This is a genomic window from uncultured Bradyrhizobium sp. (genome assembly GCF_936928535.1).
GTDB lineage: Bacteria > Pseudomonadota > Alphaproteobacteria > Rhizobiales > Xanthobacteraceae > Bradyrhizobium.
In genome coordinates this window covers 1-14,225 of the sequence record NZ_CAKZHY010000080.1, presented here as the reverse complement: position 1 = coordinate 14,225, position 14,225 = coordinate 1, and the positions used below count along the sequence as shown (strand labels likewise).

Below are 14,225 nucleotides of genomic sequence, written 5' to 3'. Positions count from 1 at the left end.
GCGATCAGAGGGTGATGCCCTTGGAAGTGGCCGCCGATCGATGTCCCGCGATGTACGCGAGTTGGTGTTAGGATTCCATTCCGGATCACTACGGGCGCAAATGCGCTTGATCCGCGCGAAGATGCGTGCGTCTGCCGTGCACAAGCTCACATTGACCGAGATCGACGACAAGGCGCGACAGGATGTCCACATCTCCTGCGGTGGCGGAACCTTGATTTCACCGGCCTGTCATTGAACTGGTCTAGCGCTGCTTCCGTCATCGCTGATGATCAAGGGAGCAAGTCATGTCGAAGCCGGTGTTGGGCGCCGCACTGTCCATCAAGTCGATCCCCGCGCACCGCGACTGGCTTCTCGAACGACAACGCGATCTCGAAGTCCAGGATTTCTTCCGCGCCGACCTGCTTGACGGCGACTGGCGTACGCCCGCGACCGAGATCAAGCAGATGCTCTCGGGCCATACCGGGCGCCTCGGCATCCATGGCCCGTTCTGGGGCTTCAAGATCGACAGCCACGATCCCCTGATCCGCCAGGCCGTGACCAAGCGTCTGCTGCAAGGCCTTGATGCCGCGGAGTTCCTCGGTGCGACGCAGATGGTGATGCATTCGCCGTTCACGACCTGGGATCACAACAATCTCGATCTCTATCCTGACAACCGCGCCAACATCGTCGAGCGCGTCAAGGCGACGCTGGCCGAGGTGATCGCGCGCGCTGAGACTATCGGTTGCGAGATCGTCATCGAGAACATCGAGGACAAGGACCCGCGCGACCGCGTCCGTCTCGCCAAAGCGCTCGAAAGCAACAAGGTGCGCGTCTCGCTCGACACCGGCCATGCCAATTACGCGCATATCTCCACCGGCGCGCCACCGGTCGACTATTACGTCGAGACCGCCGGCGACATGCTGACGCATGTGCACCTCCAGGACACCGACGGTTTTGCCGACCGGCACTGGGCGCCGGGCGAAGGCAATATCCCGTGGGTCGCATTGTTCCGTGCACTCGGCCGGCTCACGTCGAACCCGCGGCTGATCCTCGAACTGCGCAATCACGACGACGTCCGCAAGGGCGCAGCGCATCTCGCCACGCTCGGTCTCGCCGAATAACTGACATCACAGAGGGCAGGGGTCACCGCCATGAGCAAGCTCACTCGTCGCACCATCCTGAAATCAGGCGGCGCTGCCGCAGGCACGCTGCTGCTGCCGCGCTTTGCAATCGGTCAGGCCGATAACCGTCCGTCGGTAACGATCGCGGTCCAGAAGGTGACCAACGCCAATGTGCTCGACGTGCTGCGCGAGCAATCCAATGTCGGCGAGCGCGTATTCTTCTCTTCGATCTGGGAAGGCCTGATCTCCAAGAACTGGCGCGGCAACCTCGAGGCCGTGCCCGGTCTTGCCACAGAATGGCGCCGCATCGACGACCAGACCGTCGAGGTCAAGCTGCGCCAGGGTGTGAAATTCCACAATGGCGACGAGCTCACGGCCGAAGACGTCGTCTTCACCTTCAGCCGCGAGCGCATGTTCGGCGAGACCGAGGCCAAGAGCCGCACCACGATCCAGGCGTTCGAGAAGATTCCGATGCCGAAGCCCGGCAAGGAACTGCCGCCGGACGTGCCGGCGGTCGCGCGCCGCATCTGGCCCGACCTCGTGCGCGTCGATGCCGTCGACAAGTACACGGTGCGCTTCTACAACGCGACGCCCGACGTTACCATCGAAGGACGCCTGTCGCGCTATGGCTCCGATATCGCCAACCGCCGCGCCTGGGACGAATCCGCGAGCTATCTCGACTGGGCGCGCAAGCCTGTTACGACCGGCCCCTATAAGGTCGTCGAGCTCAAGCCCGATGTGTCGCTGACGCTGGCAGCGCACGACGAATATTGGGGCGGCCGTCCGCCGCTCAAGCGCATCCGCTTCCTCGAAGTCCCCGAGGTCGCAAGCCGCATCAATGGCCTCTTGTCGGGCGAATATCAGTTCGCCTGCGACATCCCGCCGGACCAGATCGCCGGCATCGAGAAGAATTCTGCGTTCGAAGTGCAGGGCGGCACGATCCTCAATCACCGCCTGACCGTGTTCGACAAGAACCACGCCGTGCTCGCCAATCCCTTGGTGCGCCGCGCCTTCACCCACGCGATCGACCGCCAGGCCATCGTCGACAGCCTGTGGGCCGGCCGCACCCGCGTGCCGAAGGGCCTGCAGTGGGAGTTTTACGGCGACATGTTCAACGCGGACTGGGACGTGCCGGCCTATGATCCCAAGCTCGCGCAGGATCTGTTGAAGCAGGCCAATTACAAAGGCGATCCCATTCCGTACCGCCTGCTCAACAATTACTACACCAACCAGGTCGCGACCGCGCAGGTGCTGGTCGAGATGTGGAAGTCGGTCGGCCTCAACGTCGAGATCGAGACCAAGGAGAACTGGTCGCAGATCATGGAGCGCGCGCCGACACGTGCCGTGCGCGACTGGTCCAATTCCGCGGCCTTCAACGATCCCGTTTCGTCGCTGGTTGCCCAGCATGGCCCGAACGGCCAGCAGCAGCAGATCGGCGAATGGACCAACGCCGAGTTAAACACGCTCTCGGAATTCCTGGAGACCTCGACCGACCGCGCCGCCCGCAAGAAGGCGTTCCACCGCATGCTTGAGATTGCCGAACGCGAGGACCCCGCCTACACGGTGCTGCACCAGAACGCGACCTTCACGGCCAAGCCGAAGTCGATCAAGTGGAAGGCTGCGCCGGCATTCGCGATGGATTTTCGCGCCGGCAATTACGAGGCGTAAGGCGGTGACTCCGCTGGTCAGCATCCAGGGCCTGAGCGTTGCCTTCAGCGGGGTGCCGGTCCTGCGCGGCGTCGATCTCGCGCTCGGCAAGGGCGAGGCGCTCGGCCTTGTCGGCGAGTCCGGTTCCGGCAAGTCAGTGACCTGGCTTGCCGCGCTTGGCCTGTTGCCGCGGCATGCAAAGGTCGCGGGCTCCGTTCGTCTCGACGGGCGTGAGATCCTCGGCGCACCCGCTGCAACGCTCGATCAGGTCAGGGGCGGGCGGATCGCCATGATCTTCCAGGACCCGGCGAGCGCGCTCAATCCGGTGCTCACCATCCGCAAGCAGCTCTGCGAGGCGCTGGCGCTGCATCGCGACCTCTCGGGCGAGGCCGTGAAGGCGGAAGCGTTGCGGCTGCTCAATCTCGTCGGCATCCCCGACGCCGCGCGGCGCCTGTCGGCTTTCCCGCATGAATTTTCCGGCGGTCAGGTCCAGCGCATCATGATCGCGATGGCGTTCGCTGGAAACCCTGATCTGCTGATCGCGGACGAACCGACCACGGCGCTCGATGCCACCATCCAGGCGCAGATCCTGGAGCTGCTCGCCACCATCCGCCGCGAGATGGGCATGGCGATGGTCCTGATCAGCCACGATCTCGGCGTCGTCGCCGAAAACTGCGAACGTGTCGCCGTCATGTATGCCGGCCGTATCGTCGAGCAAGCGCCCGCCAACCAGCTCTTCGCCGATCCCGTGCACCCCTACGCGCAGGGCCTGATCGGCGCGCTGCCTCCGCTCGATGGGCCACGCCGTCGCCTCACGGCCATTCCCGGCACGGTGCCGGATCCTGCACACATGCCCAGCGGTTGCGCCTTTGCGCCACGTTGCTCGCTAGCAGCCGAACCTTGCGGCGCTGCCGCGCCAACCCTCGCCCCGATCGCGGACGACCGCGCAGTCGCCTGTATCCGCGCCGAGGCGTCGCGCCGCGCGCTGCTCGGGATCGCCGCCGAATGAGCGCGCCGCTCGTCGAGGTGTCCTCGATCTCGCGCAGCTATGCGATGCGCTCAGGAATGTTCGGCCGAGCTACGGCCGTTCATGCCGTCGACGGCGTCTCGCTGACCATCCCGAAAGGCGAGACGCTCGGCCTCGTCGGCGAGTCCGGCTCGGGCAAATCCACCACCGGCCGTATCGTGCTCGGCCTCGAGCCGCCCGATCGCGGCGAGGTGCGCTTCGAGGGCAAGCCCGTGGCCGCGCTGGGGACACAGGCGTGGCGTGCGCAGCGCGCCCGCATGCAGATGATTTTTCAGGACCCGCTGGGGGCGCTGGACCGGCGCCTGCAGGTCGGCACCCAGATCCGCGAGCCGCTCGACATCCACGGCCTCGGCACCCCGGCCGAGCGCGAGGATCGCGTCCGGGACTTGCTCCGCGCCGTCGAGCTCACGCCGGCTCATGGCGCACGCTACCCGGGCGCGCTCTCCGGCGGGCAGCGTCAGCGCATCGTACTGGCGCGAGCGCTCGCGACGAAGCCTGATTTCCTTGTTTGCGACGAGCCGGTCAGCGCACTCGACGTCTCGATCCAGGCCCAGGTGGTGAATCTGCTGTGCGATCTCCAGGCGCAGCTGTCGCTGACGCTGCTGTTCATCAGTCACGACCTGCGTGTCGTCAGGCAGATCAGCAACACCGTCGCCGTGATGTATCTCGGCCGCATCGTCGAGATCGGCAGCGCCGACGATCTCTTCGCGCGCCCGGAGCATCCGTACACACAGGCGCTGGTCTCCGCTTCGCCCGCGCCCGGCCGACGCAGCGCGGGTCGCATGGTGCTGGCGGGCGATCCGCCGAACCCGGCAGCGCGGTCGCAGGGCTGTGCCTTCCATCCGCGCTGCCCGCGCGCCATCGCGCGTTGCGCCAGCGAGGTGCCGAAATTGTCCAGCGTCGGCGGCGGCAGACAGGTCGCCTGCCATCTCGTGACCGGGCCGCAGGCCCGGACGCAGGACGCGGCGTAATGGGTCGCTATTTCGCCATTCGCATTGGACGTGCGGCCCTGACGATCTTGCTCGTCGTTACTTTCGCCTTCATCGTGCTGCGCCTCTCAGGAGATCCCGCGCTGATGATCCTCGGACCGGAGGCGCCGCCTGAAGTCCTTGCGGCCTTCCGCAAGGCCTGGGGCCTCGACGATCCCATCTGGTACCAATATCTCGATTATTTCGGCGCCATCGCCAAGGGCGAGCTCGGCCGCTCCATGCGCGACGGGCGGCCCGCGATCGAGCTGGTGCTCGAACGAATTCCGGCAACGCTGGCGCTGACGCTGCCGGCTTTTGCCTTCAAGGTCGCGCTCGGCATTCCCGCCGGTATCTACGCCGCGCTGCATCGGGGCTCCGCGATCGACCGCGCCGTCATGATGACCGCGGTCGCAGGATTCACGGTGCCGAGTTTTGTCCTTGCGCTGCTGCTCGTTCTGATCTTCGCCGTGCAGCTCGGTTGGCTGCCGTCGGGCGGGCAGGACAGCTGGCGTCATGCCATCCTGCCGATTGCGACGCTCAGCCTCGGCGGTGCCGCCGTGCTGGCACGCTTCACCCGCAGCGCCATGCTGGAGGTGCTGGGCCAGCCCTATATCCGCACCGCCTCAGCCAAGGGCGTGCCGTGGCGCAAGGTCGTGACCTCGCATGCGCTGCCGAACGCGGCGATCCCGACCGTCACCATTCTGGGCTTCATGGTCGGCTCGCTGATCGCGGGTGCGGTCGTGGTCGAGAGCGTGTTTGCCTGGCCGGGGGTCGGGCGGCTGCTCGTCGTCGCCGTCGCCAACCGCGATCTCGCGGTGGTGCAATGTATCCTGCTGCTGGTCGCGCTGACCATGGTGACGTCGAACCTGATCGTCGATTTCCTGTACGGCTTCCTCGATCCGCGGCTGCGCGCCAAAGGAGTCCATGCATGACCGAGGCGACGCTAAAGGACAGCGCCGTTCGCAGGCGCATCAGTCTGCCCGCCATCCCAGTCTCGGTCGCGCTAGCGATCGCCTGGATTGTCGCCATGTTGCTGATCGCCGCCTTCGCCGAGAAGGTCGCACCCTATGGCTATACCCAATTCGACCTGCGCAACCGGCTCGCCGCACCCGGCAATGTCGCGCACGGGCTCGGCACGGACGAGCTTGGCCGCGACGTGCTGTCGCGACTGCTTGTCTCGATCCGCATCTCGCTGCTGATCGCCTTCGGTGCCACCGCGATCTCGGCCGTTGCAGGCACCACGCTCGGCTTCCTCGCCGCGCATTTCCGCGGCCTCGTCGAGCAGCTCGTGCTGATGCTGACCGACTTCCAGGCCAGCATGCCTTTCCTGATCATGGCGCTCGCCGTGCTCGCCTTCTTCGGCAATTCGCTGCCGCTTCTCATTGGTCTGATGGGTCTTTTCGGCTGGGAGCGCTACGCCCGCATCGCGCGGGGCCTCGCCATCTCCGCCAATGCGCAGGGCTATGCCGCCGCCGTCCGACAATTGGGGGCCGCGCCTTCACGGATTTACCTGCAGCACATCCTGCCCAACATCGCCTCGACCCTGATCGTCTCGACCACGCTGGTTTTCCCCGAGGTGATCCTGATGGAGTCGGGCCTGTCCTTCCTCGGCCTCGGCGTGCAGCCGCCGATGACCAGCCTCGGCAATATGGTCGGCTATGGCCGCGAGTACCTGACCCGGGCGCCCTGGATCATGCTGGCGCCGGCCACCACCATCGTAATCACGACGCTGGCCGTCTCGGTGATCGGCGACTGGCAGCGCGACCGGCTCGATCCGACGCTGCAGTAACCCGCGCCGGGAGCAGGGGAGGCCTGCGATCGCCCAATCCGGGCCGTTTCAGGGCAAGTTCCCGTTGCGCCTGATCATCCCGTGCGCTATCCGGCCGGAAAGGCCTGAGGCGGCTCCAGATTTTCCCGCCCCGGCCGGCCAAACCCGAGGACGGAAACATGCCAGCCTATCGCTCCCGCACCACCACCCACGGCCGCAACATGGCGGGCGCCCGCGGCCTCTGGCGCGCGACGGGCATGAAGGACGGCGATTTCGGCAAGCCGATCATCGCGGTGGTCAACTCCTTCACCCAGTTCGTGCCCGGCCACGTCCACCTGAAGGACCTCGGCCAGCTGGTCGCCCGCGAGATCGAGCAGGCCGGCGGCGTCGCCAAGGAGTTCAACACCATCGCGGTCGACGACGGCATCGCCATGGGCCACGACGGCATGCTCTACAGCCTGCCGTCGCGCGAGCTGATCGCCGACAGCGTCGAGTACATGGCCAACGCGCATTGCGCCGACGGCCTCGTCTGCATCTCCAACTGCGACAAGATCACGCCCGGCATGCTGATGGCCGCGCTGCGCCTCAACATCCCCGCCGTGTTCGTCTCGGGTGGACCGATGGAAGCCGGCAAGGTCAAGCTGGCCGGCAAGACCAAGGCCGTCGACCTCATCGATGCCATGGTCGCCGCGGCCGACAGCAAGGTCAGCGACGAGGACGTCAAGGTGATCGAGCGCTCGGCGTGCCCGACCTGCGGCTCCTGCTCGGGCATGTTCACCGCCAATTCCATGAACTGTCTGACCGAGGCGCTCGGCCTCGCGCTGCCCGGCAACGGCACCGTGGTTGCCACCCATGCCGACCGCAAGCGCCTGTTCGTCGAGGCCGGCCATACCATCGTCGATCTCGTCCGCCGCTATTACGAGCAGGAGGACGCGAGCGTGCTGCCGCGCAACGTCGCGAACTTCAGGGCGTTCGAGAACGCGATGACGCTCGACATCGCCATGGGCGGCTCGACCAACACCGTGCTGCATCTGCTGGCGGCTGCCCATGAGGGCGAGGTGAAGTTCACCATGCAGGACATCGACCGCCTGTCGCGGCGCGTACCCGTGCTCTGCAAGGTCGCCCCGTCAGTCGCCGACGTTCACGTCGAGGACGTGCATCGCGCCGGCGGCATCATGGGCATTCTGGGCGAGCTCGACCGCGCCGGCCTGATCGACACGTCCGTGTCGACCGTGCACGCGCCGACCATGAACGAGGCGCTGGAGCGCTGGGACATCAAACGCTCCAAGAGCGAAGCCGTGCGCACCTTCTATCGCGCCTCGCCCGGCGGCATCCCGACGCAGGTCGCCTTCAGCCAGGACCGCCGCTACGACGAGCTCGACGCTGACCGCGAGAAGGGCGTCGTTCGCAATATCGAGCACGCCTTCAGCAAGGACGGCGGCCTCGCCGTGCTCTACGGCAACCTCGCGCAGGACGGCTGCATCGTGAAGACAGCGGGCGTTGACTCCTCGATCCTGAAATTCTCGGGACCCGCGCGCGTGTTCGAGAGCCAGGACGCGGCCGTCGAAGGCATTCTCGGCGGCAAGGTCGTTGCCGGCGAGATCGTGGTCATCATCTATGAAGGCCCGCGCGGCGGCCCCGGCATGCAGGAGATGCTGTACCCGACCAGCTATCTGAAATCGATGGGCCTCGGCAAAGCCTGCGCGCTCGTCACCGACGGACGTTTCTCCGGCGGCTCATCGGGCCTGTCGATCGGCCATCTCTCGCCGGAAGCGGCCGAGGGCGGCAACATCGCCCTGGTGCGGACCGGCGACCGCATCGCGATCGACATCCCGAACCGCAGCATCAATCTCGAGATCTCTGACGAGGAGCTCGCGAGCCGCCGTGCCGCGGAAGAGGCGAAGGGCGATGCCGCCTGGCAGCCGGCTCCTCGCAAGCGCAATGTCTCGACCGCGCTTCAGGCCTACGCTGCGCTCACCACCAGTGCTGCACGCGGTGCGGTGCGCGAGGTGAAGCTCCGCAAGTAAGTAAGCGCGTCTTGTGCGATTGCGCATGGTCAACAAGTTCTGAACGGCCGGCGAAAGCCGGCCGTTCGCATTAAGGATGCCCCGACGAACTTCAGCAGACGTGAGTTTTGCGGCGTATAATGCGGCCACCTTCGCAATTCCATTTCGGGCAATTGGGGCGCCAAATAATGTCTCGTACTCTTGCTGTTGTCTTCTCCACGGCCGTCGCTGCGTTTTCGATGACGGGCGCGGCTTCCGCCGGCTGCTACAATTGCTACGCGCCGCCGCAGCCGTGCACGACCTGCTATCAGCAGCAATACGTCGCGCCGCAATATCGCACCGTCGACGAGACCGTGATGGTGTCGCCCGGTGCGACGGTCGCGCATCGCACGCCGGCGCAGTACCGCACCGTGATGGTTCCGCAGACCGTGATGGTGGCGCCGCCGGGCGTGCAGTACGAGCGCATCCCGCCGCAATACGCCACGCGCCAGCGCGTCGAGATGGTGTCGCCGGGCTATTCCTACTATGCCCCGGTGCAGCCGACCTGCGGCAATTGCGGCTACTGAGCCGACATCGTAACGGACGGATTTGGCGCGGTGCTCCCAAGGGGCGCCGCGTTTTTCTTTTGTCCGGCTTACGGAATCGCCACCTTGTTCGAGACGACTATTCGGCGCCGCAACCGGTCGATGAGAGTGATGTAAACCGCCCTTGGCCGACGCGCTTCCGGAATCGAGAACCAGAACTCTGAGAGAAGGGACGGGTCTGTGAAGCCGCAGAATCCATAGAGCCTCTGGCCTCTGGCGTTGTAGATGTCGACCCAGGTGCGAGATGCAGAGGTATTGAGCCCGCACGGTGGCAGCTTTGGCGAAGCTGCAAAGAGCACGGGCGAGTAATCGCTCCAGTTGACCACCGTCAGCCCGACGATAAGCGTGGGTCCGAAAACCACTTGCCCGGCAAATTGGAGGACGGGACGTGGAAACGGCTGCGCCAGTGCGGATGTCGCAAATCCAACCAATAGCGCCAGCGTCCAAACAATCCGCCTCAGGCTCATCTTGATCCTCCGTTGAAGTCAACCAACGCTAGTGCCGACCGGCGGGAGGCCGTTGATCCGCATCAACGGAGAGGTGCGTTCCGTTTGGCGGTGACCGAATGGGTCGCAACGACAAGCGCCCCGTCAAACAGCGTCGCCAAAGCCAAAACTTCGCGTTGCCTTCCCGAACGGCCTGCGTTAAGCGACAGCCATTCCGGGGTTGGAAGGGTGGCCGAGTGGTTTAAGGCACCGGTCTTGAAAACCGGCGTGCCCGCAAGGGTACCGTGGGTTCGAATCCCACCCCTTCCGCCAAAAATATACATAAGTATCTGATCTTTTTGGTGTTTTAGAAATATTTGATGTCTACCCGCAATTCAACCCACAGTCTGATACGGGGACGTGGAATAAATGGAGCGGCGATGGCTGCCGAGTTGCTTCAAGACAACAAGAGCGTCCGGGCGAACTGCCCAGAGTGTAAGGGCGCCCTTACCACGTTCGAATCTCCTGCGACACACTTCGCAAGGCAAAGGACGCACGCCATATGGGACCACTATAACCTGCTGAAATGCGCCGGCTGCGGGCGGGGCGGTTTGTCATGGGTCGAGCAGACAAAGACCTCGACAACGATGGGACAGGCGACAACTTATAAACTCAAACAGTTTTACCCGATCAGCGTTGAGCATCTAACGCTTCCAAAGAGCGTGCCCGCTGAGCTGGAGAGTGAGTTTAGAGAAGCTGAATTGGTCGCATCGGTCGGAGCTTGGCGCGCTGGATCCGCATTGATGCGCTCGACCTTGGAAAAAGCGCTGAAACACAGCGGCTACGCGAAGGGCACGCTTGCGAAATTGATAGACGAGGCTGCCGCGGACGGCGCGATAACAGCCTCGAGATCGGCTCGTGCCCATGAGGATATTCGCGTATTAGGCAATGACATTCTCCACGATGACTGGAGAGAGGTTTCTCCCAATGAATTTGAAACGTCGCGCCGATACACTCAACGCATCCTGGAAGACCTCTATGATGATCGTCCAGGCGTTCTGAAGCTTCTCGCTCAAAAAGGGCGCTCGCCCGCCGATAAGGCAACTTGAGGGAATAAACCCGCCGACCATGGCCGGCGGGTAACTGCTGCTGCTAGAGTGGTTCAGATTTTGTCTGAGACTTCGTCCCACACTTCTTTGGCACCTTCTACGAATGCCTCAACGTAAGCGTTGCCGGGCATGACGAGATTACTCGAACCGTCGCTCCACAGACTTGCTTCAGGACCCTCGTTCCGGACATCGTTGTTGAGAACTTCGTCAACTTTCATGCCCATGTCGAATTCTTCAAAATAGCCGCTTCCGAAATCGATTTGAGCGATGGCTTTCAGTTCTTTGAACGAGGCGCGACGCTTCGCCCATTCGCGACCATGTACGATCCCATTGTCGCGTTCTTCGTCTTCGTATTGATCCTTTGAAGCGCGAAGCCGCTCGATAACACCTTCCATATCGTCTCCTTTGAACGTCCGTGCTGTTACTTCCCGTTCGAAGGCCGCCTGAGCGACCTCCGACCAGTTCACGCGGTCATCCAGGGCAGACATGCGTTCCTTCAGGCTGTCCGGGACTGAAACGTTGATGCGGGCCATGCATCTCTCCTTATGCGCACAGACCAATGTAATGCGCATTCCCGGGCGGGTCAAGGAGATGATGCGCATGAATCGCAATCCGGCACATTGATGCGCAATAAAGGGCCGGATCGGACCGTCTTCAGGTAAAGAAAAACCCCGCCTCGCGGCGGGGCTGGAGTTGACTAGGATTCCCGCCATGTGGACGGGCGAGCGAAGGCTAAACCGCCTAGTCCTAAGTTTCCAGATCGTTCGTATCGCCGATCGCACCGCCGCGGCACCAGCCAAGGCTGGGTTCTTTATCCCCGTTGGCCTCGTCGTCGCAGTTGTCGTGCTCGCAGTCGTGAAGCCACTGGGGCTGCCGCGTGTCGGCCCAGGCCTTGTTCTGGTTCATCGGCCTGTCGAGCGCGCCGAGTGACGGTTCGTTCTCGGTCCCGTCATCTTCGTCTAGGTCATCCTGTTCGAGTTCGGTTTGGACGTACTCGTCGCTCGCGTTCAGAAATTCCAGAAGCCGCTCGATTTCGGCCGATGCCCTTTCCCGAAGCTTGGCGAGTCGCCTGAGCGTTTTGGCCCGTTGCCGCTGCTGGGCAGCGAGGCGGCGCAAAATCTCGTCCTGAGTCAATTCTGGCCCGTCTAGGGGCGTGCCGGTTGGCGGGGGTACGTGCTTCACGGATCACGCCTCCACCAGCACGCGCCGGCCGGTGGCCGGGATCAGCTCGGCAGCGCCGCCGGACAGGCTGGGCGGGTTATCGATCTCAACGAGATCTGGCGCACTGCCGTCGTCCTCTGCCCTTGAGAAGACGTCGCGGAGGTAGGGGTCGCGGAAAAGGGATGACAGACGTGTGGTATGATTTGAATCAGCTCTGGCCATTGCTTAAGCCCCGATGGTTGGAGTTAGGGCTGGGTGGAAGTTGCTGCTTCCACTCGGCCCGCATTTTCTGTAAACTGATAATATGAAGAAGTCAATTTCAGTAAACAAAAAATCAAGGGGGCGCCCTAAGAAGGCTGGCGGGGTTGATCCCGTTACCGCCGTACGCCTGCCAAAGGCGACAATCGCCGCGGTAGACGCTTGGGCTAACCAGCAGAACGACGGGCCCGGCCGTTCGGAGGCCATCCGTCGGCTGGTCGAGATCGGGCTGAAGACCAAGAAGTAGGACGCGGTATTAGACAGGGCGAGCATGGTACACGGCCGCTGGATTGCACTGATTGTGCTGTTGCTGATCGCGGCGTGGCTGGCTCTTGGATGGTGGCAACTTCAATGAGCGAGCCGAGCCCCCCCTGATGAGGCTCGTTCGCCAGCCGTTCTTCGAAGCACAACCAAAAGCAGCCGTTTCGGTTGTATTGGAACGGAGCGTGTACGCCGTTCAGGTGCGGTGCACTAGCATTGCTCTCTCGCCTGAGTTGCGCTTGGATACGCCTTTCGGTCCGGGAGACCACCATGCGTATTTTAGCGCTGCTGATTTTCTGCGCCTGCTTGGCTGGCTGTCAGACGGACAGCGCCACTCCTAGCGGCCGCCCGGAGGTTACGATCCGAAATATGAAGCCGGAGCAGGTGAAGCCTCAGTTGATCAACGCGATGATCAACGAAGGTGGCCGGCTTAGAAATGATAGCACCTACCTCGTGACATTTGAGCGGCCATGGGGCAACGCTGCAGGCGCCGCACTGGTAGGTGCTCTCGTCAGTACTTACGGCGCGAGCGCCGTTGAGCGGCTATCGTTTTCCATTGCGGACGCTGGCAACGGAACGAGGATTGTCGTTGACCGCTATATGGTGACCGTGGGCTACTTCGGGCGGGAGGACGCTAGCCCGGCCAATAATGGCCTTGGATTGGAGCCGCTTCAGCAGGTTCTCGACCGCGTCGCCGGTCAGATCAAAAGCTGAAACGGTGAAGCAATGCTCAGCCGTTTGCGAGAAATAGTGTTCCACATTCAGCGGCGAAAGCCTGGCGCGCGTTTTGCGGAGAGCGTGCGGAGGGTGATCCGGTTAGCGCGGCTTATGACTGCCGTTCGTGCCACCGAACGAAGGCAAGGGATTAAACGGGCCAAGAGCAACTGAGGAAGGCCCCGCCACTTCAGGGGGGCTTTTGGGGTGGGCGAGGCCTCCCACGCCGCCCGCGGAGAAGGACGGCGCGCGGATTCAAATCGGCGACGGTGCCGCGGTTCCTTGTTGTGCAGCGCGTTTCGCAAGTGCCCGCTTGCCCTTCGGCGGCGATGCTCTTCGCGCCTTCGGCGGCGCCGGCGGCGGTGCAAAGACCTTTGCCAGCTTGTTTGTCAGCACCATCCCGAGATAGGTCGACAAGTTCTTTTCAGAGAACACGTCCAGCCCGCGCATCGTCTCCAGGATCTGCACCAAAGGCAGTCGGTCGAATGCCTCGATGAACGCCAAGCCGCGATCGGTCCATTCCGGCCGCATCGACATACTGACTGCGCTGACAATCGGCTCGATGAGCGCGTTCTCGTTGCCATCGGACTCCAGGATCGTGCGGATCAACAGCGTCACGTGCTGAGCGCCAGTCCCTCCATCGTAGCGGTCACGCCGATAAAGCATCTTCTGCAACGTCTTCCTGGCGCCAGCATCGATCAAAGGCACCTCTAGCGCGTTGAGGAGGCCCTGGAGCTTGGCCGCGACCGCCTCGCTCTCCCAAGGATTGGGCTGCTCGATGAAGCGAAGCGCGGCGCGCTCTCGTCTTTGGGCGGCTGTGGTTCGAGGCATTTGCTTCCCAACCCTCGCTCTCTCCGTTAACGCAGCCAGAGTAATCTTAATTCACGTCTCGATTAGACTCAGAAAACTCGATGCGAGAAGATCGGACCTGTCGCACCAAGATGCCGCTCGGAAGTACGGCGGACACAATGACTGTGCGACCGGGCCGCCGGCTGGCACTTTTCGTGCTGTGTAACCGGCGGCCCCCTCATTGGAGGCGAGCTCGTGTTTGGAAGAACGGAGACTCATCACAATCTTCTTTCCTTGAAGCCGATGACGCCATGGGTCCACGAGTGGCACGTGATTGACGTTCTGTTCCCGCGCCGGCGCCGAGCTGAAGATTTACATCGCGACGCGGCCCGTCGACTTCCGCTGTGG

15 protein-coding genes and 1 tRNA gene are annotated in these 14,225 nt (G+C 63.3%); 11 read left to right on the top strand and 5 right to left on the bottom strand.

The features are described from left to right. Positions 1–284: 284 nt before the first annotated feature. The 8 genes from Q0687_RS12565 (at position 285) to Q0687_RS12530 (ending at position 9,082) form a co-directional block, all read left to right on the top strand. A complete protein-coding gene (locus Q0687_RS12565) occupies positions 285–1,100 on the top strand; it encodes a sugar phosphate isomerase/epimerase family protein (RefSeq protein WP_298876853.1) in 816 nt (271 codons plus the stop codon). A gap of 30 nt (positions 1,101–1,130) precedes the next feature. Beyond that, positions 1,131–2,768: an ABC transporter substrate-binding protein gene (locus tag Q0687_RS12560; protein ID WP_298876850.1), complete on the top strand. Its 1,638-nt coding sequence runs from the start codon at positions 1,131–1,133 to the stop codon at positions 2,766–2,768. Positions 2,769–2,772: 4 nt separating this feature from the next. Then, on the top strand, positions 2,773–3,756 hold the full coding sequence (locus Q0687_RS12555; RefSeq protein ID WP_298876847.1) for an ABC transporter ATP-binding protein: 984 nt from the start codon (positions 2,773–2,775) through the stop codon (positions 3,754–3,756). After that, entirely contained in the window at positions 3,753–4,745 is a 993-nt protein-coding gene (locus Q0687_RS12550) for an ABC transporter ATP-binding protein (protein WP_298876845.1), read from the top strand. The genes Q0687_RS12555 and Q0687_RS12550 overlap by 4 nt, the downstream gene beginning before the upstream one ends. Beyond that, positions 4,745–5,674, top strand: a complete 930-nt coding sequence (locus tag Q0687_RS12545; protein WP_298876842.1) for an ABC transporter permease — start codon at positions 4,745–4,747, stop codon at positions 5,672–5,674. Before Q0687_RS12550 ends, Q0687_RS12545 begins: the two co-directional genes overlap by 1 nt. After that, the gene (locus Q0687_RS12540; RefSeq protein WP_298876839.1) at positions 5,671–6,531 is read left to right on the top strand and encodes an ABC transporter permease; all 861 of its coding nucleotides are present in this window, start codon (positions 5,671–5,673) and stop codon (positions 6,529–6,531) included. The genes Q0687_RS12545 and Q0687_RS12540 overlap by 4 nt, the downstream gene beginning before the upstream one ends. Before the next feature lie 158 nt (positions 6,532–6,689). Continuing rightward, positions 6,690–8,537 carry a dihydroxy-acid dehydratase gene (gene ilvD, locus Q0687_RS12535; RefSeq protein ID WP_298876837.1) on the top strand — a complete coding sequence of 616 codons (1,848 nt, stop codon included), beginning with the start codon at positions 6,690–6,692 and terminating at the stop codon, positions 8,535–8,537. Between the two features lie 218 nt (positions 8,538–8,755). Beyond that, entirely contained in the window at positions 8,756–9,082 is a 327-nt protein-coding gene (locus Q0687_RS12530) for a hypothetical protein (protein ID WP_298876956.1), read from the top strand. A gap of 68 nt (positions 9,083–9,150) precedes the next feature. On the opposite strand, the gene Q0687_RS12525 is transcribed toward Q0687_RS12530, so the two are convergent. Further along, on the bottom strand, positions 9,151–9,567 hold the full coding sequence (locus Q0687_RS12525) for a hypothetical protein (protein ID WP_298876835.1): 417 nt from the start codon (positions 9,565–9,567) through the stop codon (positions 9,151–9,153). 201 nt (positions 9,568–9,768) lie between these two features. Between Q0687_RS12525 and Q0687_RS12520 the strand changes: the two genes are divergently transcribed. Then, a tRNA-Ser gene (locus Q0687_RS12520) sits at positions 9,769–9,858 on the top strand. 107 nt (positions 9,859–9,965) lie between these two features. After that, positions 9,966–10,634, top strand: a complete 669-nt coding sequence (locus tag Q0687_RS12515) for a DUF4145 domain-containing protein (protein WP_298876832.1) — start codon at positions 9,966–9,968, stop codon at positions 10,632–10,634. Positions 10,635–10,687: 53 nt separating this feature from the next. Here the strand turns inward: Q0687_RS12515 and Q0687_RS12510 are convergent, their stop codons facing one another. The 3 genes from Q0687_RS12510 to Q0687_RS12500 all read right to left on the bottom strand — a co-directional run bounded on the left by Q0687_RS12510 (position 10,688) and on the right by Q0687_RS12500 (position 12,017). Continuing rightward, positions 10,688–11,167, bottom strand: coding sequence for a hypothetical protein (locus tag Q0687_RS12510; protein WP_298876829.1), 480 nt, complete (start codon positions 11,165–11,167; stop codon positions 10,688–10,690). A 214-nt stretch (positions 11,168–11,381) separates the two neighbouring features. Beyond that, the gene (locus tag Q0687_RS12505) at positions 11,382–11,816 is read right to left on the bottom strand and encodes a hypothetical protein (protein WP_298876828.1); all 435 of its coding nucleotides are present in this window, start codon (positions 11,814–11,816) and stop codon (positions 11,382–11,384) included. Between the two features lie 3 nt (positions 11,817–11,819). After that, positions 11,820–12,017: a hypothetical protein gene (locus tag Q0687_RS12500; RefSeq protein WP_298876825.1), complete on the bottom strand. Its 198-nt coding sequence runs from the start codon at positions 12,015–12,017 to the stop codon at positions 11,820–11,822. Between the two features lie 567 nt (positions 12,018–12,584). Between Q0687_RS12500 and Q0687_RS12495 the strand changes: the two genes are divergently transcribed. Further along, positions 12,585–13,028 (top strand): hypothetical protein, encoded by a 444-nt coding sequence (locus Q0687_RS12495; RefSeq protein ID WP_298876821.1) that lies wholly within the window; start codon positions 12,585–12,587, stop codon positions 13,026–13,028. Positions 13,029–13,283: 255 nt separating this feature from the next. Here Q0687_RS12495 and Q0687_RS12490 read toward each other — a convergent pair whose 3' ends face one another. Next, positions 13,284–13,730 (bottom strand): hypothetical protein, encoded by a 447-nt coding sequence (locus tag Q0687_RS12490; RefSeq protein WP_298876818.1) that lies wholly within the window; start codon positions 13,728–13,730, stop codon positions 13,284–13,286. Between the last annotated feature and the right edge of the window lie 495 nt (positions 13,731–14,225).